General features: G+C 35.4%; 17 protein-coding genes, 1 tRNA gene and 2 pseudogenes. 8 read left to right on the top strand and 12 right to left on the bottom strand.

Features of this window, described 5'->3' with window-relative positions; genetic code table 11:
• Nucleotides 1–198: 198 nt before the first annotated feature.
• Nucleotides 199–275, bottom strand: a tRNA-Met gene (locus ACFIMM_RS07340).
• A 164-nt stretch (nucleotides 276–439) separates the two neighbouring features.
• Here ACFIMM_RS07340 and ACFIMM_RS07345 point away from each other — a divergent pair.
• Both ACFIMM_RS07345 and ACFIMM_RS07350 read left to right on the top strand, forming a co-directional pair.
• Nucleotides 440–1,396 (top strand): Gfo/Idh/MocA family protein, encoded by a 957-nt coding sequence (locus ACFIMM_RS07345; RefSeq protein WP_375612035.1) that lies wholly within the window; start codon nucleotides 440–442, stop codon nucleotides 1,394–1,396.
• A gap of 49 nt (nucleotides 1,397–1,445) precedes the next feature.
• Entirely contained in the window at nucleotides 1,446–2,564 is a 1,119-nt protein-coding gene (locus ACFIMM_RS07350; protein ID WP_375628772.1) for a DegT/DnrJ/EryC1/StrS family aminotransferase, read from the top strand.
• Nucleotides 2,565–2,888: 324 nt separating this feature from the next.
• On the opposite strand, the gene ACFIMM_RS07355 is transcribed toward ACFIMM_RS07350, so the two are convergent.
• The 3 genes and pseudogenes from ACFIMM_RS07355 to ACFIMM_RS07365 all read right to left on the bottom strand — a co-directional run bounded on the left by ACFIMM_RS07355 (nucleotide 2,889) and on the right by ACFIMM_RS07365 (nucleotide 4,155).
• Nucleotides 2,889–3,155: a hypothetical protein gene (locus ACFIMM_RS07355; protein WP_375611955.1), complete on the bottom strand. Its 267-nt coding sequence runs from the start codon at nucleotides 3,153–3,155 to the stop codon at nucleotides 2,889–2,891.
• A complete protein-coding gene (locus ACFIMM_RS07360; RefSeq protein ID WP_375692689.1) occupies nucleotides 3,145–3,573 on the bottom strand; it encodes a hypothetical protein in 429 nt (142 codons plus the stop codon). The genes ACFIMM_RS07355 and ACFIMM_RS07360 overlap by 11 nt, the downstream gene beginning before the upstream one ends.
• A pseudogene (locus ACFIMM_RS07365) lies at nucleotides 3,558–4,155 on the bottom strand (DUF1134 domain-containing protein). The gene ACFIMM_RS07360 and the pseudogene ACFIMM_RS07365 overlap by 16 nt, the downstream one beginning before the upstream one ends.
• Before the next feature lie 214 nt (nucleotides 4,156–4,369).
• Here ACFIMM_RS07365 and chpT point away from each other — a divergent pair.
• Complete coding sequence (gene chpT, locus ACFIMM_RS07370; protein WP_273790820.1) at nucleotides 4,370–5,008, top strand: histidine phosphotransferase ChpT; 639 nt, start codon at nucleotides 4,370–4,372, stop codon at nucleotides 5,006–5,008.
• 223 nt (nucleotides 5,009–5,231) lie between these two features.
• Here chpT and ctrA read toward each other — a convergent pair whose 3' ends face one another.
• Nucleotides 5,232–5,933, bottom strand: coding sequence for a response regulator transcription factor CtrA (gene ctrA / locus ACFIMM_RS07375; protein WP_273790819.1), 702 nt, complete (start codon nucleotides 5,931–5,933; stop codon nucleotides 5,232–5,234).
• Nucleotides 5,934–6,496: 563 nt separating this feature from the next.
• Between ctrA and ACFIMM_RS07380 the strand changes: the two genes are divergently transcribed.
• On the top strand, nucleotides 6,497–6,883 hold the full coding sequence (locus tag ACFIMM_RS07380; RefSeq protein WP_375606932.1) for a flagellar export protein FliJ: 387 nt from the start codon (nucleotides 6,497–6,499) through the stop codon (nucleotides 6,881–6,883).
• 139 nt (nucleotides 6,884–7,022) lie between these two features.
• Here ACFIMM_RS07380 and ACFIMM_RS07385 read toward each other — a convergent pair whose 3' ends face one another.
• Entirely contained in the window at nucleotides 7,023–7,298 is a 276-nt protein-coding gene (locus ACFIMM_RS07385) for a DUF1153 domain-containing protein (protein WP_273790817.1), read from the bottom strand.
• Between the two features lie 390 nt (nucleotides 7,299–7,688).
• Here ACFIMM_RS07385 and mnmA point away from each other — a divergent pair, with 390 nt between their 5' ends.
• Nucleotides 7,689–8,912 (top strand): tRNA 2-thiouridine(34) synthase MnmA, encoded by a 1,224-nt coding sequence (gene mnmA, locus ACFIMM_RS07390; protein WP_375628779.1) that lies wholly within the window; start codon nucleotides 7,689–7,691, stop codon nucleotides 8,910–8,912.
• Between the two features lie 280 nt (nucleotides 8,913–9,192).
• Here mnmA and ACFIMM_RS07395 read toward each other — a convergent pair whose 3' ends face one another.
• Nucleotides 9,193–10,002 carry a TrmH family RNA methyltransferase gene (locus ACFIMM_RS07395; protein ID WP_375628781.1) on the bottom strand — a complete coding sequence of 270 codons (810 nt, stop codon included), beginning with the start codon at nucleotides 10,000–10,002 and terminating at the stop codon, nucleotides 9,193–9,195.
• A gap of 765 nt (nucleotides 10,003–10,767) precedes the next feature.
• On the opposite strand from ACFIMM_RS07395, the gene ACFIMM_RS07400 reads away from it, so the two are divergent.
• Complete coding sequence (locus ACFIMM_RS07400; RefSeq protein ID WP_375628783.1) at nucleotides 10,768–11,676, top strand: cation diffusion facilitator family transporter; 909 nt, start codon at nucleotides 10,768–10,770, stop codon at nucleotides 11,674–11,676.
• 1,292 nt (nucleotides 11,677–12,968) lie between these two features.
• On the opposite strand, the gene ACFIMM_RS07405 is transcribed toward ACFIMM_RS07400, so the two are convergent.
• Nucleotides 12,969–13,808 carry a DUF1460 domain-containing protein gene (locus ACFIMM_RS07405; protein ID WP_375638346.1) on the bottom strand — a complete coding sequence of 280 codons (840 nt, stop codon included), beginning with the start codon at nucleotides 13,806–13,808 and terminating at the stop codon, nucleotides 12,969–12,971.
• 758 nt (nucleotides 13,809–14,566) lie between these two features.
• Here ACFIMM_RS07405 and ACFIMM_RS07410 point away from each other — a divergent pair.
• On the top strand, nucleotides 14,567–15,787 hold the full coding sequence (locus ACFIMM_RS07410; RefSeq protein WP_375628786.1) for an MFS transporter: 1,221 nt from the start codon (nucleotides 14,567–14,569) through the stop codon (nucleotides 15,785–15,787).
• Nucleotides 15,788–16,658: 871 nt separating this feature from the next.
• Here the strand turns inward: ACFIMM_RS07410 and carA are convergent.
• Nucleotides 16,659–17,855 (bottom strand): glutamine-hydrolyzing carbamoyl-phosphate synthase small subunit, encoded by a 1,197-nt coding sequence (carA, locus tag ACFIMM_RS07415; RefSeq protein WP_375628787.1) that lies wholly within the window; start codon nucleotides 17,853–17,855, stop codon nucleotides 16,659–16,661.
• A gap of 258 nt (nucleotides 17,856–18,113) precedes the next feature.
• On the opposite strand from carA, the gene ACFIMM_RS07420 reads away from it, so the two are divergent.
• Entirely contained in the window at nucleotides 18,114–18,566 is a 453-nt protein-coding gene (locus ACFIMM_RS07420) for a GatB/YqeY domain-containing protein (RefSeq protein WP_375646197.1), read from the top strand.
• Between the two features lie 678 nt (nucleotides 18,567–19,244).
• Here the strand turns inward: ACFIMM_RS07420 and ubiC are convergent.
• The 3 genes and pseudogenes from ubiC to ACFIMM_RS07435 form a co-directional block, all read right to left on the bottom strand.
• Nucleotides 19,245–19,751 (bottom strand): chorismate lyase, encoded by a 507-nt coding sequence (gene ubiC, locus ACFIMM_RS07425; protein WP_375611966.1) that lies wholly within the window; start codon nucleotides 19,749–19,751, stop codon nucleotides 19,245–19,247.
• A 1,149-nt stretch (nucleotides 19,752–20,900) separates the two neighbouring features.
• On the bottom strand, nucleotides 20,901–21,152 hold the full coding sequence (locus tag ACFIMM_RS07430) for a GlsB/YeaQ/YmgE family stress response membrane protein (RefSeq protein WP_375611967.1): 252 nt from the start codon (nucleotides 21,150–21,152) through the stop codon (nucleotides 20,901–20,903).
• An 855-nt stretch (nucleotides 21,153–22,007) separates the two neighbouring features.
• Nucleotides 22,008–23,700 (bottom strand): annotated as a pseudogene (locus ACFIMM_RS07435) (Na/Pi cotransporter family protein).
• Between the last annotated feature and the right edge of the window lie 44 nt (nucleotides 23,701–23,744).

Consider the following 23,744-nt stretch of genomic DNA (forward strand, 5'->3'; position numbering starts at 1 on the left):
AAAAGAAAAAGAGGCTTTAAATGATCTTTGAAAGGTCTTTGAAGACCCTTTGAGAACACCTTAAAAACTCTTTGAAAAAAAATAAATTGGTACAAAACCTAGTGGCAAATTATACAAAACCTGCTGGCAAGCTACACAAAACCTGCTGGCAAGCTACAGCTACACTGCTGGCAAACTACACACACAATAAAAAAGTAATGGTAGCGGAGGAGGGATTTGAACCCCCGACACAAGGATTATGATTCCTCTGCTCTAACCTACTGAGCTACTCCGCCAAAATAAGCAATCATAATTGTCAATAATTACATCTTTTGCGGATATAAGGGGTAGAATAGTAAGATGTCAAGCATCGTTTTTAAGCTTTTCTCTTGTCATTCTATTTTATCCTCGATATGTAAAAGTGTAATTTTCATATGATAAAGTAAGGTAAGGCATGAAAATGGTGCCACGTGTAGCGGTTTTAGGATGCGGTCATTGGGGTGAAAATCATATACGGACACTCCACTCTCTCGGGGCTTTAGCAGCAGTTTCTGATATTGATAATGATCGTGCTGCTAGTTTTGCAACACTGTATGGTGTAGAGGTTGTTACACCAGATGATCTTTTTACTCATCGAGATATTGATGCGCTGGTATTAGCGTTGCCGCCACAATTGCATACGCAAAATGTGCTCCGTGCTGTTAAAAATGGTAAAGATGTTTTGGTGGAAAAACCAATAGCCTTGAATGTTTCTGATGCTAAACGCCAAGTTCAGGAGGCTGAGGCCTATGAGCGAGTTTTTATGGTGGGCCATATTTTGCGTTTTCATCCAGCTTTTGAAAAAATGTGTGAATTGGTGAAAAACGGAGATGTGGGAGATGTGCGATATATTTATTCTCATAGATTAGGCTTTGGAAAATTTCACACACACAGTGATGCTTTATGGGATCTTGCCCCTCATGATCTTTCAATGATTTTGGCGTTGACAGGATGTGAACCTTCCGAAATTCGCGGTGAGGGGGCTGCTGTCGTTGATCAGATTTCTGATTTTTCTCATATTCATATGATTTTTCCAAATGGTGTGCGTAGTCATCTTTTTACTTCACGCTTGAGTTCTTATCGTGAGAGGCGTTTAACTGTTGTTGGAACAAAGGCTATACTCGTTTTTGATGATATGGAACCGTGGAGTCGTAAATTGGCAATGCACCATTTTGCCGTTTGGAAAGAAAATCAAGAGTGGGCTTTTAGCATGGATGAGCTGAATTACATTGATGTTTGTGAAGATTTGCCGCTTACTTGCGAATTACGGCATTTCCTTCATTGTATTGAAACGCGTCAATCACCTCGTACAAATGGTGATGATGCTGTTGCTGTTTTACGGATTTTAACAGCTGCTGATGTCAATTATGATAGATAAAAGAGATAGGTAGCGCTTTTGCATTCTTGTGATGATCAATGGAGTTAATATGCAATTCATCGACCTTGGGGCGCAGCGTGCGCGTATTGAAGATAAAATTAATTCTGCAATTGCGCATGTAGTCGCTAGTGGTAAGTATATTTTGGGGCCAAAAGTAACAGAATTTGAAGAGAAATTGGCAGAATATCTTGGCGTTAAACATGTGATTGCATGTGCTAATGGAACAGATGCTTTGAAGATGCCTCTTATGGCTAAAAATATTGGTCTAGGGGATGCTGTTTTTTGTCCTAGTTTTACATTTTCAGCAACGGCTGAAGTGGTTGCTTTGGTGGGGGCTGAACCTGTTTTTGTCGATGTTTTACCTGATACATTCAATATTGATGTTGAAAAACTTTCTCACGCTATCGAAATGGTAAAAAAAGAGGGACGTCTAAAGCCAAAGGCTATTATTGCCGTTGATTTATTTGGGCTTTCTGCTGACTATGTGCAAATTGCTCAAGTGGCTGCAAAGGAAAATCTTTTTGTAATTGAAGATGCTGCTCAATCTATGGGGGGGAGAAGCGATAATACTATGTGTGGTGCTTTTGGTGATGTGGCTGCTACAAGTTTTTATCCTGCAAAACCATTAGGATGTTATGGTGATGGAGGCGCTATGATGACCAATGATGATCATTTTGCAGAACTTTTACGCTCTATTTTGTTTCATGGTAAAGGTGAAACGCAATATGACAATGTACGTATTGGTATGAATTCGCGCCTAGATAGCATTCAGGCTGCAATTTTACTAGAAAAGTTTGCGATTTTTGAAGATGAAATGGAAAAGCGTGTAGAAATTGCTCAACGCTATTCCAATGGCTTAAGAGATATTGTTACAGTTCCAGAAATAGGAGAAAATATTCGTTCTGCTTATGCACAATATACGATTAAGGTAAAAGAACGGGATAAATTAAAAGATTTTTTACAAAAAAATTCTATCCCTACAATGATTTATTATAAAACTCCTTTACATCAACAGCCAGCTTATAAACACTTCCCTTATGTAAAAGATTCCCTTTCTGTTTCAGAGTCTTTAGGAGAGTGTGTTTTAAGTTTACCAATGCATCCTTACTTGACACAAACGGATCAGGATATGATTATCAAAAAAATAAGAGATTTTTATCACTCTTGAGAGCGTGTTTTTATCCTTAAAATTATGGTCAAAGCTTTATTGGTGATCCATCTTAGAAGGTATTTTTTGTTAGAGTGTGTGGCCAATGTTTTGGTATTATTTCCTTTCTAGGACCTATGAAATGTTGTCCTTTAGAGCGGTGATATGATTAGAAAGTGAAGCTTCTAGACAAGAAGATATTTTTTAACAGAACGGTATGGGCTAAGAAACTTTGTCCTTTAGCTTAGCAAAAAAGTCACGTTTAGTAAAAAGGATTTGGGTTATGAAAGTTACAATGAACCTTTGTTGATTTTACTCTTCATTTAAGGTGTTTTAAAAGATAACTTATTTAACAGGGCTTTTGGAGAGAAAAGTTATTTTTTGGCGAATACGTGATGCTAGGTCATTTTTGCTTTTGGATTTTTGAATCAATGTGTTGATGGGTGATGTATTCCCCTCTTGTAGCGCTATTTGAGCTGCCAATGTTGCTGCAAGTTCTTTTGTTTCTTCTCGGAGTTCTTCTAGCAATTGGTGGTTGGCGGTCGTGTCCAGCTCATGAGTTTGGATTTTTTGTAAGCGTTGCTGATAGTGTGCGACTTTTTCACGCATCATTTGTCTTTCCTTTGGAAGTGTATAGTGTGGCGATATTTTGTTTGATTGCTATCGCTTCTTTGGTGAGAGTATCTTTTGTGGGGAGGCATAGCCGATAAAATTGTTCTGTTACTTGGCTCAGTTGTATTTTTTGTTGGACATATTTTTTTTGCAAAAATTCGTACTTTTGTTGGTTGTTTGCTAATTCTACAGCATGTTGTGCACGAAGAAAATCGTGATTTGCTTCTATTTCCGCGAGTGATAATGGCATTTTCGCACAAACATCTTTATACGCAAAATGAACGGCTTTACGCCAAATAAAAGGAGATAAAAGCACCAGTAACCAGGAAGTGAAAGCAACTCCAAGTATAAAAAAAGAAATGATTGAATAAGCATAATACCCCTTTTCAAATAAGAAACCGTTTAAAACGGATTCCATGTCGGTCTATGTGTTAATTTTAAATATCCTATATTGATACCAAGGCGTGCGCCGACTCCTGTACGTATTGGGATTAACAAGGTATTGTGGTATTTTAGGACATGAAAACCAACACCTGCAATTAAATAGGCCGAACCTGAAATACCACCATAGCGTCTCCATAAATTATTTATGCCATTAAGATTGTAAACTAAGATCATTAAACGGGAGCCTTGGCCGCCAAAATCCCATCCTACTGAGGGACCTTGCCAAAAAACTTTATGTTGACCATAGCTTTTGGTAAAAACCATTCCTTCGCCATAGGTTAATCCAGCAAAAAAGGCACCAGAAGCTTCTTCTCCTAAAATATAGGCATTGGGATAACCGTATTTTGAAAAAATATTTTGAATTGCAACAGCCAGACCACTGGCTGTTTTTCCAAAAAAAAATATGACCAGAATCAATAATTTCTTGGAGTGAATAATGAGGTTCGTTTTGCTCTATTGGTTTTAGTCGAGCTTGTGTAGTGTTTATGGTGATGAATAAAAGGAAGATTAAAGATATAATATTTTTGTACCAGTATTTGAGCAGAGAGAGAGCCATGGAGTTTTCTCCTTTTATTAGTGATAAACAAAAAGATAATATTAGAATTTTCATTCTATTCAAATAAAAAATAAGATATAAGGTTATTTAAATTCTTGAAATTATTTCTGATTTTTTTAGCATGATTGTTAATATTTCCTATTATGCATCAGATGTTAAGAGTTTTTCTTTAAAATAAAGTTTGTTTTTTTGAATCTAGGAGTTTTCAATCATTATGACGTTAGATATTTCTTTGAAGCCTATGGATCTTGCTGCTTTGCTTTGTAGTCGTATTTGCCATGATTTGATTTCACCTGTGGGGGCTATTCAAAATGCAATGGAGCTTTATGATGAAGGAGGAGCTGAAGAAGATGCTTTACAATTGGTGCGTTTATCCGTTGCAAGTGCTGCTGCACGTCTACAATTTGCGCGATTGGCTTTTGGTTTTGCTGGTGCAAGTGGAGGACAAATAGATACACGGGCTGCAGAGCAGGTTGCTCAACAATATATGAAAGAAGAAAAAGCAACTTTAAAATGGCAAGCTTCTTCTTTATTGTTAGAAAAAGATGAAGTTAAACTTTTGCTTAATTTATTATTGATTGCAAATGCAACAGTTTCTCGTGGTGGTGAAATTGTTGTTATGATTTTGCAAGAAGAAAATAAACGTTCTTTTCGATTTGAGGTTTTCGGTAGAACTCTCCGTATACCCCCTCATTTTCTTGCGTTATTCCGTGGAGAAGTTCAAGAAGAGCTTGTTGATGCACATGTCATCCAATTTTATTACACAATGTTACTTGCTCAGATGACAGAGATGAAAATAAATATTGATGAAAGTGATGGTTGTATTGTTTTAGAAAGTATAAAAAAGCTTTGAATAAGAGAGAAGCGCTTAAGCTGTGTTGGGAAAAGTGGCTTCGATTGAATTTATGAGCGATAAGGTTATATGTGTAAATTTGGTGTGGTTACTTCTTAAGCTTTAAGCGCTTTCTATATGAGATTTTTGGTGTGCGAGTTTTCTATTTTTAACAGAGAAAAGATCTCGGGAAAAAATCTCGGCCCGCTACACTCCGAGATTTTACAATGTGCATGTTCACTGCTTAAGCGGTTTTTCGTACGTTCTCTTCAACTGGATCACGTAATACATAACCACGTCCCCAAACTGTATCAATGTAATTTACACTAGAAGAGACTGCTTCCAATTTTTTCCGCAATTTACAGATAAAAACATCGATAATCTTTAGTTCTGGTTCATCCATTCCACCATAGAGATGATTGAGAAACATTTCCTTGGTAAGGGTGGTACCTTTGCGTAAAGAGAGAAGCTCTAACATTTGGTACTCTTTACCGGTTAAATGAACAGGGCGCCCTGCAACTTCGACAGTTTTTGTGTCAAGGTTAACGGTGAGATCTCCGGTAACAATAACCGATTGTGCATGTCCTTTTGAACGACGAACAACTGCATGGATACGTGCAATGAGCTCATCTTTATGAAAAGGCTTCGTCATATAGTCGTCTGCTCCAAAGCCAAAACCACGAACCTTGTCTTCAATGGCATTCATACCAGAAAGGATTAAGACAGGAGTTTTTATTTTTGCTAACCTTAGAGTCCGCAAGACATCATACCCTGACATGTCAGGCAAATTCAGATCAAGCAAAATGATATCATAATCATAGAGTTTTCCTAAATCGATACCTTCTTCACCCAGATCAGTGATATAAACATTAAAGTTAGCCGACTTTAACATCAACTCAATGCTTTGAGTAACTGCTCTATCATCTTCAATTAATAATACGCGCATTTTAGATCCCTCACTTTGCTCCTTCACGAATCATAAGGAGCATTTCTATTTTATATCAGTTAGCAAAACCACTGTTATAAAAACAATTCATTAAATCAAACACTTATAACAAAGCGTTTATGAACATTTCAGTAGTACGCGTAACAATCACTACTAAATTCCCCACTATCCATGATAGTGGTTAACAAAATATTTTTATTTTTGAAAGAGGCTACAAAATTATTTTAGAAAAATCCTATATTTTTTAACATAATAAAAAAGGAGGGCTTTTTCTATAAACTTTAACTTAAAAAAATTTGTAAAAGAGCTTTATAAATTACTTTTTTACAATTTCAGTGTTTATTTACTGAGCTTTAAACCTCTTCAGTTTATAATGGGGGAAAAGTTAAAGAAATAGTTATTGCTCTTTAAAGCAGATTGTATTTTCAGATGCTTTAATGCAAGGCAAAAATTATTATAATTTCAAGTTAATAGACTGTTTTTGTCGGATAGATATATAACTAAAAGATATTTATTGGGTGTGAATGCGAGTTTTGAGTTGGCGCAATCAAGGAGTAGTGAGTATGAAGCCACGAGAAAATATGGTGCGATTGAGGATGTTTCAAGTGCGTGGAAAGCGCCGTGAAATTGCACAGCTTGAGATGATGATCGCAGAATTTGAACGAATGGTGTTAGAGTTGGAAGCACAGATTACTCATGAAGAACGTAAATCTGGAAACAATGATGTTCACCATTTTGCTTATTCTGCTTTTGCGCGTGCAGCGCGGCAAAGACGTGATAATCTGATCAATTCAATTCGTGATTTAGAACTTCAAAAAACAAATGCTGAAATTGCTCTCCATGAAGCTAATACAGAGCTGCAACGTGCACAGCTTTTGGAAGCACGAGAAAAGAAGATTGCTGCGGATGATAAGGATATTTTGATTCAATCTAATTCAATGGTTGGCTAATTTAATGGCTGGATGATAAAAGCAATTATTGAAAAATCCATTCTTTCAGGTTTATCTTTTGGATATAGTATAAAACAGCCAAACTTTTATCAAGTTTGGCTGTTTTATAGATTGCTTTATGTTATTAATCAATGGCAACTTAATGCCTGTAGTGTTGAATCTTGGTCGTTCGTAATCCCGCTAAACCGTGTTCATCGATTAAACTTTGCCATGAAAGAAATTCTTCTACGGTCAAAGTATAACGGTGGCACGCTTCGTCAAGACTTAACAATCCACCTCTGACAGCCGCAACAACTTCAGCTTTGCGACGAATCACCCAGCGCCGTGTTGTTTGCGGCGGTAGGTCGGCAATTGTAAGCGGACTTCCATCTGGCCCAATAACATATTTCATTTGTGTTTTTATCAAGTTGCTCATTCGTATCCTCTACCTTTAGTCAAGGACTTGATTCGTTTATAGAGCATGAAATTTAAAAAAGAGCTAAAAGCGCTGAAAGAAAAAATTAATAAAGTGATTGGGTATGTAAAAAGAAGCTCAAGTTGAAGTGTGTAGAAGAGATTCTTGCAATATTTTACCGGATTTTTCAAAAGAGAAAAAAGGTTTTCTCCTAAACGATTACCATTATGCCTTATTTCTATCATTCTTTTTTTGTTTGCAGCAGCTTTTAAGAAAGTAATGCCTATGGTTGTGGAAAGGATAAAAAAATAATATAAAGGCAATCAATCGTGTAAAAGTGCTAAAGAGCGTGCATCAGAATGTCAACATATGGCTAGCCATTAAACAGAGCATTAAATAGAGAATGAATACATGTTTTTAAACAGTCTTGATTTACCAGGACAACCTGAGGATTCTCGCATTGTTGTTGCAATGTCGGGTGGGGTTGATTCATCGGTTGTTGCAGGTCTTTTGAAAAAGGAAGGGTATAATGTTATTGGCATTACGTTGCAGCTTTATGATCATGGGGAAGCAACGCATCGGGTGGGGGCGTGTTGCGCAGGACAAGATATTGAGGATGCACGCCGCGTTGCAGAAACACTAGGAATACCGCATTATGTTCTTGATTATGAAAAGCGCTTTCGCGAAGCTGTTATTGATCCTTTTGCAGAAAGTTATGCTCATGGAGAGACCCCAGTACCATGTATTGCATGTAATCAAACGGTTAAGTTTGCTGATTTATTAACAACGGCACGCGAATTGGGAGCAGATGCTTTGGCTACGGGACATTATATTCGTTCGCGTTCCCACGGAGCGCATCGAGCACTCTTTCGTCCTCTCGATAATGATCGTGATCAGAGTTATTTTCTCTTTGCAACGACACAAGAACAGATTGATTATTTGCGTTTTCCACTTGGTGACCTTCCAAAAGCCCGCGTTCGTGAAATGGCAGCAGAAATGGGCTTTGTGGTTGCCAATAAGCATGATAGTCAGGATATTTGTTTTGTTCCACAAGGAAAATATTCAGATGTTATCGCAAAACTGCGTCCAGAAGCAGCTAATCCTGGCGTTATTGTCCATATTGATGGAAAGATTTTAGGTAAACATTCGGGAATTGTTAATTATACGGTTGGTCAACGTCGTGGTATTGGGGTATCAACGGGTGAAGCGCTTTATGTGGTTTATCTCGATGTGGAAAATGCACGTGTTATTGTTGGACCGCGTGAAATGTTAGAAACGCATAAGCTTTTTTTACGTGATGTGAATTGGCTTGGTGATGAGTCGTTAGATAATTTCCCTTCTCAAGGTATTGAGGTGGCTGTAAAGGTGCGTTCAACGCGTCCTCCTCACCTTGCGCGCTTACATTATAAAGAAGGTATTTTTTCCGTTGATTTATTGGAATGTGAAAATGGTGTGGCACCAGGGCAAGCTTGCGTTCTTTATGATGGAAATGGTCATGAGGCGCGTATTCTTGGGGGAGGATTTGTAACACATTCAGAACGTGCAGCCGATACTGAAATGATGTTGAAGCGCGTTTTATGTAATCTCGAAACAAAAGATTCTGTTTCCTCAGAACTAAAAACAACAGCTTTATAAAGCATAGTAAATTGATTTATAATGATATTTTTTAATCTTAAACTTGAATGAGAGACTTCCGGAAGATTTTCTCATTGAAAGTTTGTTTTATGATTGAATCCATCAAAATTATATCTTTTACACGTCATAAGCGGGGTTAGGGTGTGGAAAGTGATGATAAAGAAAATGTAAAAATGTTTTTTATCAATGCTTTCAAAGGCTAGGGAACGGCAATATTATTGGAGACTGATAGATAACATACAACATTGGGTATGTTTTATAACTTGAAGTGTTATCATCTTTAGTGGTCAAAGTTGGTAAAATGAGCAAGTGCAATACCTGAGGCTGTGGCAACATTAAGGCTGTCAAAACCGTCAGTCATGGGAATACGTAAGGTGTTTGATTGTTGTAGTATATGGGGTGGTAAGCCATCGCCTTCTGTTCCAAAAATAAGTGCCATTCTTTTGGTTTTGTTGGCTTGCTTGAGAGTGTGTGAGGCAGAAGGGGAGAGTGCATAAAGATGAAAGTTTTCATCGTTTAGAGCAGCTATAATGTCATCTATATCAGCGTTTTGCGTATAGGGTACTTTTAAAGCAGCGCCGGCAGACACTCTTATTGATTTGCGATAAAGTGGATCGCATGAGGTTTTGTCGACAATAATGCCATTACTGGCAAAGGCTGCTGCATTACGAAAAATTGATCCCATATTATCGTGATTCGAGATACCACATAAAACAAGAATCAAAGCTTTTTCTGGAAGATGTTGTAAAAAACTTTGTAAGGGTGGCAGTATTTTGCGTTTACCAATACCCAGAACACCACGATGAACATGGAAGCCGGTGATATTATCCATAACTTTTTGTGGAACGCAATAAATGGGACATAGAGGCTGTGTTTTTTCTAAAAGCGGTAGAAGTCCAGAGAGACGGTTTGCTACGATGAGCAGTGAGATGGCAGAAAACTCTTTCGAATGTAGTAATGCGGACAATGTTACTTTGCCTTCAGCAATAAATTGATGTTGCCGTCCAACAAGATCTTTTTCACGGATATTATGATAGGCTTTTAGGCGTGGATCATCTGTTTCATTGATTGTTATGATATTCAAATGCATGCGAGATTTTTAGTGCTTTTTTCTTATGATTTCCAGATGTTAGAATTTGTTTTATTTAAAAAGAAGAGATAAAAAAATATTTCTTAAAACTTATGGTAGAATTTATGTTGACAATATACAACCATAGGTATAATGTAAAAATACTGATACGGAATCATATATTTTTCTTGTATCGGGTGCAGTGTCTTGGGTCCCCGCTATTTCCCAAGTTCTGTATGCCCTTAATTTCTAAGGGAAAAGAATCTGGGTCCCCAATGCCCAGATTCTTTTTTTTGAGGGTAATCATTGTTCTTCTTTTTATATCTAAATTTTTTAGTAAATCATATTTTAAAATCCTATTGACCTGTAAGATTACCGTAGAGTGCTAAGATATTTTTTCTAAGGTGCAAAGATGGCTTATAGATGGGTTATAATGCACATCATAAGACTGAAAAATAATGCATGATCATGATAGATTTGAGCAAAAACAAGTTTTTCGTTTATGAGAAGTGAGATGGCTTTAAGTTATTCAGAAAACGATTAATAATGAAGGTTATGTGTTTGATTGCTCTTGGGAAAACTCTTCTTTCTATTATTTTCTCTCTTCTTTATTTATTGGTGCTGTTCGTGTAACTGAGCAGTTTTTACGATAATAATGGTGAGCTGAGGCGTTTATTGTATGATGAAGCTTCTGTAATATTGAGGAAAGATCGTCGTTATGCCAAAAGTATCATGATATGGTTGAAAATATTAATTCCCTATTTCGTGAAGAAAAGGATGAGGTTCATGGATGTAAAAATCAATATACAAAGCTTAACTTTATACTCTATTTTTATTGCGTGTATTGTTTTTGCTTTGAAATATTGGGCATATCACATCACAGGTTCGGTTGCACTTTATTCTGATGCATTGGAATCAATCGTTAATATTCTTGCGTCATTAGCAGCATGGTGGGCTGTTAAAGTGAGTATGAAGCCAGCAGATCATGATCATCCCTTTGGGCATCATAAAGCGGAATATTTTTCCGCAATTCTTGAAGGGGTACTCATTATTATTGCGGCAATTGTTATTTTAAGAGAAGCATGGATAGCTCTTTCTACCGTTAAATTGTTGCAGAAGCCTGGAATATGGCTTGCTATTCATCTTATTGCAACTGTCATAAACTGTATGTGGGGAATGGTTCTTATTGGGCAGGGAAAACTCCATCGCTCACCGGCTCTTAAAGCTGATGGAGTACATTTTATAACTGATGTTTTTACGTCGCTTGCAATTTTAATTGGTTTGATTGCTGGTTTTGTCGGAGGATGGGGAGCTTTAGATCCAATTTTAGCGATAATCGTTGCCGTTAATATTCTCTTACAGGGCTGGAAGGTGATTAGAAGTGCTGTTCAGGGATTAATGGATGTTGGCGTTGAATTGAATGAAAGCATGCGGATTCGGGAGCTGATTTCTGCAAATGCATCGGGTGCGCTTGAGGTCCATGATTTACGGACGCGTGTTGCTGGGAGGGTTACTTTTATAGAGTTTCATTTGGTTGTGCCTGCTATAATGCAGGTAGGAGAAGCACATAAAATTTGTGATAAAATCGAAGCTGTTCTTCAAAAAGAATTTGATAATGTGCGTATTTCTATTCATGTCGAGCCTGAAGATGAGGCAAAATTGCCTCCTGGTACAACGGTGATCCCTTTTATATAAAAAGATTTTTTCAAATTGTCTGTTATGTTATAAGGACTGTTTTTTTATGATGGAGCGATTCATACCTTTCGAAAATACGATGATGCTCTTTTGTTCATTTTATTTTTGCATCAATCAAGTATACAAGGTTAAACAGAGTATTTAAGGCAAGATTTATTCTATTTCGTTAAAACACTGTCATTTAAGGTGTGGTGAGATAAGGCATATAAAATTGATCTATTAAGTGTTTTTAGAGTATGGAGTAAATATTCAAAATAGGACTTACCGCTGTATTCTTTTGTAAGTGAATCTCATGAAATGGTTAGCAGCTTAAATCCACTTAAGAGAACGGATTGTTTACAGACTTTCAGGAGTAGATGTTTCGTCTCTTAGGGCGAAGAGGAGTGAAGCCTTCGTAATAAGTTTAATGAGATTTAATTATAAATTTTATATAAAAGTTATGAATAGGGTTTTAAAGTTTGTGATCATAGATTAATCATCATTATTGTTGCTAATAAATGTATTGTTTTATCGATACAATGGATTCTGTTTAGAGTGTTCTTTATTGCATGAAGGATGGGGACTCATTAAAGAATGAAAAAAAATAATGCTCATGTCTCTACTCTTTGAAGGATATTATTGTCGTTGCTGTAGAAAATCGCAAAGCTGAACTAAAGAATGATGCTAAAGATAGAAACTGGTTTTAATTGATGCTTTCATATTTTCATTCCAATCTGGCATCAAAATTTTACAAGGACTCGTACAGTATTGGTGCATCCTAATCATAAATATGCTTCTACATTAGAGCTATTTTAATTGATAGACAATAACAAAAAGCAAAGACTTTATAAGGAAAACAATGCTATACAGTCAAAAATTTATATGCAATAAATTAGAGAGGTAGATTGAATTTTTATAAAATACTTTATGAAACAACACCAAACATATCTGGCTTTACTTTTACTTATTTTTACAAACGTTCGTTTGTGTTTTTTGCGTTATATTCGTAAAGATCAGATTAGCGGTAATCTAAAGATAACTCTTGGTTGAGAATATGAAAGGAAAGCGTGATACTATAATAGAGTCTTTTCTGTCTTTAATCTTTCAACCAGTAAAAGTGATTACAAATCCGTGATTTCTCCAAAAATGATTTTGTCATACCTATAAACAAAGTTAGATCAAAACGACTTTTTTCTCTTAAAACTGTAAACAAATATATTGTATCCGTATAGCTTGAACGAAGTTAGATGTTTACCTGAATAACGACAGTATATATTTTAAGAATAGAGAAGATATTTCATATCGCTATGATGTTATTCAAGAGCTCTTAAAACAATGATTCCTGGTGTTTTTTCAACATAATTCATAAAAGGAGAATCAACGACTTTTTCGTTTTCTTTTCGTGAAGAAGCATTTCTTAACATTGGCCCTTTATCTGTCATGATAAAGAAGCCCACATGTGTTACATCCAATCCAGCAAGTTTCGTATAAATACCAATGAAATCACCAGACTGTAAACGACCTATAACCTCCTCATTAATAAAGTTACTTGGAATATACGTTATCGTGCGTTTCACAACTGGCAACCCAGGTAGATAGCTTTCACCATCAGCTTTTTTGTTGAGATATTTTTCTATTTTTACCGCATGGGGACTTATTTCAGCGGTAATATCAGTGGCGAGTTTATATTCTCTATAAGCCCAATCCGTAAAAAAATGTTTCCGATTTAAAAAATCAACATTACCGTTAATATAACGCGTTTTTATGACGTTATTTATGAATTCTGTTTGGGATGTTGATTTGCGCAATGCTTCAACATAATCCAGATAAGTGAAGCAATCTAAGCCTCTAAAGTCAATAATCAGTTTTTCTGGTGTATTTTCTGAGCCATGTAACATATTTGCTTGGTAAGGTGTCCCTAAAAAAGCTTCAGAAAGAAAGTCAATTAGTGCCCCTTTTTCCTGATAATTTGTTTCTGAACGTTTTTTGAGAAGAGTATTTAATTTATTTAGAGTATAGGGATCTAGGTTTACGTTGGTTGTTTGTTGTGTTTTTATTTTATTTTCTAAAATACTCTCTTGTGAATCAGAATCCTGAACATCACATCCTGTTACCAACATTAATATGAGAATTAATAGGGATATTTTTCGCATTTTATACACCATTTTTGAATTAAAAATTCATGACGAACTATTTCTAAAAGTGCTATTTTTTTAAATGCTTATCATGATCATCGTTAGATTTAATGGTAGCATACAATCATTAAGAGTATCAATGAATATAAAGATAAAATAAAGTTCCACAAATTGCAAGCGATATGAATATTTTCTAAGATTATAGAATTAAAGAACTTTCTCTATAATATACTTATTTTTTAATCAAAATTATTGTCAAATAAATACTTTTAAAAATATGATGAGCTTTTTACGTTGTTAAGCTATTCTGGTGATGCTGCTTTAACCTTATAGCATATTCTGAGGGTAAGAAAATTTTTTAAGAGCTTATCTTTTAAAAGGTTTCAATTACTATAGTATATCTAACGTATCTGATGGAATTGAGATTCCTGAAAACGGTGGGATGAGAGGGGGAAACGATGTCTGATAAAATTCATCATAATGTCTCTAAAACTATTGGAAATACTTTGTGTTTCATGAAATTTTGTTCATGAGTTTGTCGCACAAATATTTTGTTCGTATAATGCAAAAAAATTTTTATTCTTTGACAATGAGATAGCAATTAAATATATACCAATTAAAACGTAATTTTATAGTTTTATCTTGACTCTTACTTAAATTTTTACTTTGTTATTATTTTGTATGTGAAAAGTATACGGTATAGAATACTTTTAAAAGGAAACGGGAGTTAAAAGAGAGCGGGGGAGTCATTGTATGCGTAAAATAGTGTGTATGTTATGCCAGACCAAATGCTCAATCCGAAATTTGTTCAGCGTGGGCTCGTTTTAGTGTTCATCACTTTATTGTTAGATATTCTTTGTATTGCGATCATTTGTCCTGTTTTGCCTGAATATTTTTCTCAATTAACTGGAAAAGAGGTCAGTACATCTTTTGTAGAAAGAGGAAAATTACTTGCAGCTTATTCAGTGATGCAGTTTTTGTTTGCTCCTGTTATTGGCAATCTCTCTGATCGTTATGGTCGTCGTCCTATTTTGCTTCTCTCTATTATTTGCTTTGCTCTTGATAATCTCATATGTGCTATAGCATGGAGCTATTCTATGTTATTTATCGGGCGTCTTTTGTCAGGGATAAGTGGCGCTAGTTTTGCAACTTGTACAGCTTATCTTGCGGATATATCTGATGATAAAACCCGTACACGCAATTTTGGTCTGTTAGGCATTGCATCCGCATTGGGGTTTATTTTAGGATCGTTTATTGGTGGTTTTTTAGGTCAGTTTGGTCCGCGTATTCCGTTTTATTTTGCTGTTGGTTTTTCACTCATTAATTTTATTTTTTCTTGGGTTATGCTTCCAGAAACCCTTTCTTTATGGAATAGGCGCTTTTTTGATATTAAGCGGGCAAATCCCTTAGGTGCTTTTTGGCATCTGAAACAATACCCGATGGTTCTTTGGGTGTTATTGGTCTTTTTTCTTTATTGGTTTGCGGAATCTGTATGGTTAAGCATTTGGGCTTTCATTGCAAAAGAACGCTATGATTGGAGTTCTTTTTCTATTGGACTCTCCTATAGTGTTTTTGGGATAGGCCAATTTATTGTAGTCGCTCTCATTTTGCCTTATTTTTCTAAACGATGGAGTGATTGGCATATTGTTATAGTAGGGCTTTTGTTTGCCTCTGTTGCTATGCTGGGTTATACATTTGCGACGCAGGGGTGGATGGTTTATATGGTTTGTGTGTGTACTATGCTTGAGTATCTTGTTCATGCACCTATACGTGCTATTGCTTCAGCGCAGGTACCGACAAATGTACAAGGAGAACTGCAAGGAGCGATGACATCTGTTATTTCGTTGAGTTTAACATTTGGTTCTGTTTTTTATGTGTTTCTTTTTGAATGTTTTACAGATAAAAATGCACTGTTTTATTTTTCTGGTGCTCCTTTTGTTGGAGGCTTTTTTCTTCTTGTTGTTGCGACAGTTATTTTTGTCTTGCGGGTACGTTAATTTGTTGAGAGGGGCTGGTACGTACTATTTTGCTAGAGAATGCACAAGATAAACAAAATGTATCATTTTATAGGCAGAAAGTTTTTTGTGATATTTGTTTCACAAAGTGTTGTATAGAATATCGATATATCCTTCTCATTTAGTGAAAATAATTTTTTTATTTTGTGATATTGTTTGTATAGGGGAGACCGTATTTTTTCTATTGCTTGCAAATTAATATCCAGTGCTAATGTAGCAGCATATTGAAAAAAAAAAGATTAAAACGTATCTGAGTTAGATGTATCAGTATTGTATGAACAATTCCAAATTTTATATGGCAAATTGGAAGTAAAATATTGCTTATATTTGTTGGCATCATTTCTGGAATCGAAAGACAACCTCATTTTGGAAGAATATAACGTTGTAAAATTGAAAAGATGTTTTCTGTTTTGCGATTACTTTTTTATTCGACTTTACAGTTTTCAAAACCATCTACGGCAATATCTTTTAAAAAGTAGAGATTTGTTGCACTGTCTCACACTTTAATTTTTTTATTCTTTAGGAGGGATTATGTTTCTCATGCACAATAGAATGCTTAAAATTGTATTGTGAATCAAATGCTTATTTGAATATTAGGCACTTTACTCTTTTTAAAAATGGTTTTTATCGACCCACTTATCTTGCTTGGGGGGAGAAACCAATGATTTTGATGGATACGACCTTAAGAGGAGAGGAATGAGAAAAATTTAAGCTATTCAGAGCGCTCTTTTTAGTTTTAGAATGATCAATAAGAATATTTATTCAATAAGTTGTAGGTATAAAAATAATATAATTGTGCGTAGGAAGATGATATAATTTAAAGGAGAGAAGTTAAAAGGTGAGGCTTTTTATTTTAAGATATTTTTTTATAATTCATAATGAGATCACTAAAATGCTGAAAGAGGTAGTGGCTATCTTGTGGTCCAGGAGAAGCTTCGGGGTGATATTGAACAGAAAAAACAGGTTTTCCAATGATTCGAATACCACAGTTTGAACCATCAAAGAGAGAAATATGTGTTTCTTGAACATGTTGTGGTAAAGAGGAAGAATCTACGGCAAAACCGTGATTCATCGATACAATCTCAACTTTTCCAGTGTTAAGGTCTTTAACTGGGTGGTTGGCACCATGATGTCCTTGGTGCATTTTCACGGTCTTTGCACCAACCGTAAGAGCGAGAAGTTGATGACCAAGACATATTCCAAAAATTGGTAAATTATGATCAATTAATGTTTTGATTGTTGGAATGGCATATTGAGCCGTAGCTGCGGGGTCTCCTGGTCCATTAGAAAGAAAAACGCCATCAGGGTTTATTGCCAGAATTTCTTTTGCAGTTGTGTGAGCAGGCACAACAGTAATGCGTGCTTTTTGTGTTGCCATAAGGCGAAGAATATTACGTTTAATACCGTAGTCAATTGCAATGATATGAAGATTGTGCACATTGTTTGTACCGTATCCTTTATTCCAACTCCATGGTTTTTCATTCCATTGCATTGATGATTGAGATGTCACGTCTTTCGTAAGGTCAAGATTGACGAGACCTTGCCATTTTTGCGCACGTTTCTTTAAAGAAGGAATATCAAAGTTTCCATTAGCATCGTGTGCAATGACAGCATTTTGTGCACCTTTTTCACGAATAAGAATTGTGAGTGCACGTGTATCAATACCACAAAGTGCAATAATTTTACGCGTTTTAAGCCATTGATGAAGATTTTCATTGGATCGATAATTTGAGGGATGTGTAATGTCTGCTTTGAAAATAGCGCCAACAGCACCATGACAATTGAGAGGAGAGAGATCTTCAATATCTTCGCTATTTGCCCCTACATTTCCTATATGAGGAAAAGTAAAATTAACGATTTGTTGTGTGTATGACGGGTCTGTGAGGATTTCTTCATAGCCTGTGATGGCGGTGTTAAAACACACTTCAGCTTCAGCTATACCTGTAGCACCTGCTCCTTTGCCTTCAATAACGGTTCCATCTGCTAAGACTAAGAGGGCTGTCGGTTTTTTGATACTCCAAGGGTGGCTGGGTGAAGTCGCTTGTATCATAGTATGTATCCACAATTTATTCTCTGAAAGGTATAATGATCAACTTTACACAAAAATCATACCTTTAGCAGATGCTGTGTATATTATTCTGGTAACGTTTCGCTTGAAGTAGGCAGTATAAGTACATTCCATGAAGAGGTAAAGTCTTGTTTTAGCTTTTCGAAGATCGAGTCCTTAATTATTTTTTATTCTCCATTGCAAGATGGATAAAGATTGGTTAAAAGGCATCTTCTTCTTGAACAAAAATTGGATAAATTTATGTTGCGTAACCAGATTGATGGGGCTCTTAGGGCTGCTTTGAAAGCGCAAGATAGTGCGCGTCTTGCTACACTTCGTTTAATGAATGCTGCAGTTAGGGATCGTGATATTCTTTATTATGATGAAGGGAAGCTAGAAGTGGATGATCAGCAGATACAGTCTGTTTTCACTAAAATGCTTCAACAGCGTGAAGAATTGATGCGAGCCTATAAAGAGTCTGGTTGCTTGGAATTGGCAGAGAGAGGACAAGCAGAAATAGAAGTTATTCGTGAATTTCTTCCCTATCAACTTAAGGAGATGGAAGTAGAACAGGTTCTTTGTGAAGCTTTGGCACAAACAAAGGCAGAAAAATTACGCGATATCGGTAAGGTGATGGCATGGCTTAAGGAACGGTATGCGGGGCAAATGAATTTTTCTAAAGTGTGCAATAGTCTTCGTCAAAAATTGCAATAGATCTTGTTAATTCAAGGGGATTGGAAAATATTTTTTATTGTGCGTCGCCTTTGTAAGTCAGTAGGATGTTGATAAATATCATTTATTTTTTATATACATACTATTATCAAAAAAATATTTTTTTGATATCAACGAAATTTTTTTGGCTCTTATAGAGCAATAAACATTCTTTTAAGTATTATATTTTTCTGTTCTTCAAAGCTGTTAGACCATTAAAAAACAAAAAGATTATAGAGTTTTTACTTTTTTAAAAAGATCTATTGTCAGCACTGTTAAAAATTTTAAAACAGAATGATTAAGCTAATTGATACAGATTTCCAATTTTGGGGAGTGTATTATTGTCTTTTTTGCTGTTTCAAAGCATTTGTTTGATAAAGAGTTACCGTATTTTAGAGTAGTGATTATTCAGCAAGAAATTTAAATATAGATGGTTTTATCAATATGGTGTGTATCTTTTTAATTCAAGTGCTGGTTTTAATGATAAGAAAATCAGAATTTTAGAACGTTTTTTCTAGGGAAGAGATTTTTTAAGCTGAGTTGATGAAATAAAAGGATATTTTGAAAAGAAATCTTTGTTTTTAATGTGTTCTTGAGATAATTTTGAAATTCTTTTCTCTGATTAAATCCCTTATAAGCTATATGAAATCTATAAGTTATGCAGAATAAAATGAGTAACCTCTATTTGTGGGGATACAGTGGTGAATCTGTTAAAAATAGTTCAGTTAGCAACAATGGCTTACCCGTTAACCGCAAACGGGAACGGCGTGCCCATAGCGCACCTTGTTGACCAATATGAATGTAATCGCGGGTTAATTTGTCATTGTTAAATAAATAATGTCCTAGAGGTACAGTTCCCAAATGCATCAAGGCTTGATTGTGTAGGAGGGTTTCTTGTGGAATTACAGTGCGTCCAAGGAGCCAAGGTTTATTATCTCCCATTAATATGACTTCGCGTAGCCAATAACGCGCATTTTCGGGGAGATGCTCTGCTTCTTCTGTTAATTTATCTCGCGTAATAAAACATTCGCGTTGTGGTTGAACTTGGAGGCAGGTACAATATTTCTTTAATCGAAGCGTCATTGAGCCCGATTCCATGAGCCAATCGCGAACATTTTCTGGTATTGGAGGATTTTGATCAGAGAACCACTTTAGAGGTGGTAAGATGGAATCTTCAAGATCAGACATCGTTTTACTCCACAGCTAAAGTCTTATTCCATATGTTATGTTGGGTTAAATAGATAGCTCTATTGTAATACAAGGAGTATAAAAGCAGCAAGATTTTAACAGGAAGATATCAAAGGGAAAATCGAAAGCAAAGGTCTTTAAAAGAAGATATGCAGGAAGTATATATTATAGGATTATTTTCATTTAAAAAAGCAAAATAAAGTATTATGTTTTGTTCAAGGCGCTTTCACAATGCATTACGGAAATTTCTTTATCGCATGAGAGCAATGGGAAAAATGTTTCGTGCTTTAAAATTCGTTTGTAACGCATATAAAGAAGAGCTAAAAATTCATCTATGCAAGATGATATAAAGAGGAAATTTTAAGAGGAACAAAACTTTATTTTATACTTTAGAAAGAGAAGAGATATTCAAATCTTTTGAATTGAGATGTAAAGGAGATCGTATTCTTTATAATCAAGAAGTTTATAGTAATGCATATATTTTTGCAAAATATATTATATTATTAAAATTTTGAAATATTACATCACATAATGTGTATTAATTTTATAATAAATTTGCATTAATATTATTAATTTTTACTTATATATTTTTATTATTAAAAATAAATTTAAAAAAACACATTATAATTTAATTTTCATATTTATTTTAGATACTATTTTATTTCATAGATTAGAAAAAATATTTATCATTTTATTCTTGCCGTCTCTCTTTATTTCTTAAGAATGTAAAAGAGCGCTTCGAGTTTTTCGGTAAAAAGGGTATTGTTGATAGAGTGTATAGGTGTTAAGCATTATACGGTAGAATTTTTAATCATCGTTAGTGATTTTTGTAACCTTATGAATTGTTATTACAGTGAGATATGCTGGATTTGCGCACGTGGTACATAAATCAGTTCGTATTTCGTTAAAATAACGCAACATATCTCTCCTGATATGCGTAAGTTTATATAGGTATGAAATGGTGCGTTATAAAGTTCTTTACTGCATTTCGTTTTATAATACGGTGATGGTGTATGCCTAAAATCGCAGCTTAAGCATCTCACCATCATATCAAAATTGGTAACACCAAGTTACAAGAAAATATTTCAAACTCTGCTAGTTGTTTCCTAGTTTTGTATTGAATTCCAAAAGGTGTAAAAAATAAATACTCTATGATCGAATTTTTTGTCCTATCCATATAAGAATACAGGCTCCTATAAAACCTGAAATAAGATAGCCAAGCCAACCAGCAAAACTTACACCTAAAAGACTAAAAAGAAAGCTTGCTAGCGCAGCGCCAATAATTCCTAAGATAATATTTAACAATATTCCTGTTTGGCTTTTCATAATATACTGTGCTGCCCAACCTGCAATCCCGCCGATAATAATAGCAGCAATCCAACCGATGTTTGCATTTTCCATGATACCCTCCTTTGCCTGAATTTAAATTGTAACTAGAGTAAACTTTGTAAAAATCAAGGTTTATTCCTTTTTTAACCAGTGGAAAGGATATTTCTTTTAGATATTTTACTTATTACTTTCCTTTATATAAAAATAATATTCACATTTATATCATAATAATACTTAATAAGTATAAATATACAACATATTTTAATTTATAAATAAATTAATTAATTGATAAATATGAATAAAAGAAGAAAATATTAGTAGAAATGTTCTAAGAACTCATAAAGTGTATTTATAAGCTTTTTAAATCTCTCTCTTACATTAAAAAACAATTGTGATTAAAGCAATAAGTAAAATGGATATTTAAAAGTTTGGAGCTTGCCAATTGATATCAATGATGTTTGAAATGAAAACTGTTTCGTTGATACGTTATAGCATGGCTGTATAGGTTGAACCTCTACCAATCTTGATATAAATGTTGCATTTTTGTGGGGTTTTGTATTTCTTATAGAGTATTTCTGTTTCGCTGCTACTGTGAAGCGGTTCCCTTTTTACAAGGCGGGTTTAGGTTGGAACTATCATACTCTTGACCTACTCTTTATGTGTTTAACAGTCTTGGCTTTGAGATGGTTAGGCATTTTTACGTCTTTCTTCAAGAGTTCTATTCTACATGCTGCTTTGTTTGTAATGTGCAAGCAGATGACTTTGAGCAATTCATCATGTATAGATTTTAAATGAAAGAAACTTACGATGCAGAAAGCTCATTTAAATTGTCGAATAATAAGATATTTTGATTAAATCAATATCTTGACCATATTCAAAATTGAATAATCGATGTGATGTGTGTTTTATTCAAGTTATTTGAAAGGTTTAAGTTTTTTCTGTTTGTTCTTCAGCAGGGTTGCGTAGACGAGAACTTTGAAGAAGTCCCTGTTCTTCTAAAATGGGGTAGATCATTGAGGTCAAAAGAGAGTTGATTTGTTTGAGGTCGCGCACAGTGTCGAGATGAAGACTGGATGATTCTACATTTTTGAGATCCCCTTCACGCAGACGTTTAAAATGTTTTAAACTCATCTCTTTTTCTAAGTTTCGTAGTTGATCTTTTTTTTGTACCAATAGGTGTGCAGTGTGTGTATCACGTGAGACGAGAACGTTAAATGCTATATGCGCGTTGGCTAGTACAATGGCGTGGAAACGAAGGAGGTCACTCCAGCCCTCGCTGCTGAACTGTAAACCTTTTTGTTGTTTCTTTTTAACCAGCATCAACATATTATGAATAATGATATCGCCTGCTTGGTCTAATTTTATACAGGCACCTAGAAGTTCTTGCGTTTGAAGAGCTTCTTCGTCAGATAATTTTTGTCCCGCTAATCGTGCAAGATAAAGTTTGATGGCGATATGTTTTTTGTCCAATATGGTGTTGAGTTGGTTGAGTTCACGAATAATATTGGGATCAGGCTTTTCATAAAGTCCCATAATTTTTTCTAGCATGATGTCTACAAGATCACAAATATGAATGACTTCACGCATGACATTCGAGAGGGCGAGAGTTGGGCGATCAAGAACACTGTCATCAAGAGCTGTTTGATCGGATAAATTGAGCGTTTTGTCGGCTTGCATTTTTTTTTGCACTTATATTCACGATCTGAGTGGTTAATTTTAAAACCCATTTTGAAAGCGGTATTCCAGCAAGGAGAATGAAAACATTAAAAATGATATGGGCGTTGATTACTTGAGTAGGGGCGTTATTGCCAAGCCATGTGATGGGAGGGTGAAAGGAGAGAAATAAGATAAGTATAAGGATTGACCCTGCCCCACGCATGAGTAAATTTCCTAAGGGAACGAGGCGGGTATTAGGAGAGGCGTTGCGCGTTAAAAGTGGTGCTATAAGAGAAGAGCCAAAGTTGACACCAAGAACCATGACAACACAGAGTTGCGTATGGATAAGATCGTAGTTGGCAAAATTGACCAGCAAAATGATTCCTGCAATGGATGAATGTAAGAGGTAGGTTAAGCCAGCAGCCAACAAAAAAGTGGAAATAGGATCGGTTGAAAGATAACGAATGATGCTAGGCAAAATTTCGCTTTCACGTAAAGGTTCTGTCGCGGTACTTATCATCTCTAAAGATAAAATCAAAAGACCAATACCGATGACAATACGTCCTATTTGACGCCATTCACGTTTTTCTGTTGTCATGAAGATACAAGTGCCAATTAAAAGACACAAGGGTACAACAAGAGTGAGGTCATAGGTGAGAATTTTTACAACGATTGCTGATCCTAATTCTCCTCCACGTACAGCCATAAGTCCTGCTACTCCAGAGACAAAACCAGATTCAACGAAAGAGCCAACGAGGAGTGTTATTGCTGTAGAGCTTTGTAAAATCATTGCTGTAAAAAGCCCAAAACTTACGGCAAACAATGGTTTTGAAACGACGTGGCACATTTTATATTTAAGTCTGTCACCATAGGCGCGTTCAACTCCTGTGCGCACCATGCGTGTGGCCCAGAGAAGTAAAGAAATAGCGCCGGCAAGATGAAGGAGTACCAATGAACCATTCATGATACTTTATTCTTTCTTTGTTGTTGTGAATGTGGTTGCCTCAA

It is taken from the genome of Bartonella sp. AP258QHHD, assembly GCF_042196145.1.
GTDB lineage: Bacteria > Pseudomonadota > Alphaproteobacteria > Rhizobiales > Rhizobiaceae > Bartonella.

Coding starts and splice junctions, on each gene's coding strand:
- ACFIMM_RS07380 (WP_375606932.1), top strand. CDS start 6,497: ATGAAGCCACGAGAAAATATGGTGCGATTGAGGATGTTTCAAGTGCGT.
- ACFIMM_RS07430 (WP_375611967.1), bottom strand. CDS start 21,152: ATGGAAAATGCAAACATCGGTTGGATTGCTGCTATTATTATCGGCGGG.
- ctrA (WP_273790819.1), bottom strand. CDS start 5,933: ATGCGCGTATTATTAATTGAAGATGATAGAGCAGTTACTCAAAGCATT.
- ACFIMM_RS07350 (WP_375628772.1), top strand. CDS start 1,446: ATGCAATTCATCGACCTTGGGGCGCAGCGTGCGCGTATTGAAGATAAA.
- ACFIMM_RS07400 (WP_375628783.1), top strand. CDS start 10,768: ATGGATGTAAAAATCAATATACAAAGCTTAACTTTATACTCTATTTTT.
- ACFIMM_RS07385 (WP_273790817.1), bottom strand. CDS start 7,298: ATGAGCAACTTGATAAAAACACAAATGAAATATGTTATTGGGCCAGAT.
- ACFIMM_RS07360 (WP_375692689.1), bottom strand. CDS start 3,573: ATGGAATCCGTTTTAAACGGTTTCTTATTTGAAAAGGGGTATTATGCT.
- ubiC (WP_375611966.1), bottom strand. CDS start 19,751: ATGTCTGATCTTGAAGATTCCATCTTACCACCTCTAAAGTGGTTCTCT.
- ACFIMM_RS07355 (WP_375611955.1), bottom strand. CDS start 3,155: ATGATGCGTGAAAAAGTCGCACACTATCAGCAACGCTTACAAAAAATC.
- ACFIMM_RS07395 (WP_375628781.1), bottom strand. CDS start 10,002: ATGCATTTGAATATCATAACAATCAATGAAACAGATGATCCACGCCTA.
- ACFIMM_RS07410 (WP_375628786.1), top strand. CDS start 14,567: ATGCCAGACCAAATGCTCAATCCGAAATTTGTTCAGCGTGGGCTCGTT.
- mnmA (WP_375628779.1), top strand. CDS start 7,689: ATGTTTTTAAACAGTCTTGATTTACCAGGACAACCTGAGGATTCTCGC.
- carA (WP_375628787.1), bottom strand. CDS start 17,855: ATGATACAAGCGACTTCACCCAGCCACCCTTGGAGTATCAAAAAACCG.
- ACFIMM_RS07420 (WP_375646197.1), top strand. CDS start 18,114: ATGTTGCGTAACCAGATTGATGGGGCTCTTAGGGCTGCTTTGAAAGCG.
- chpT (WP_273790820.1), top strand. CDS start 4,370: ATGACGTTAGATATTTCTTTGAAGCCTATGGATCTTGCTGCTTTGCTT.
- ACFIMM_RS07345 (WP_375612035.1), top strand. CDS start 440: ATGGTGCCACGTGTAGCGGTTTTAGGATGCGGTCATTGGGGTGAAAAT.
- ACFIMM_RS07405 (WP_375638346.1), bottom strand. CDS start 13,808: ATGCGAAAAATATCCCTATTAATTCTCATATTAATGTTGGTAACAGGA.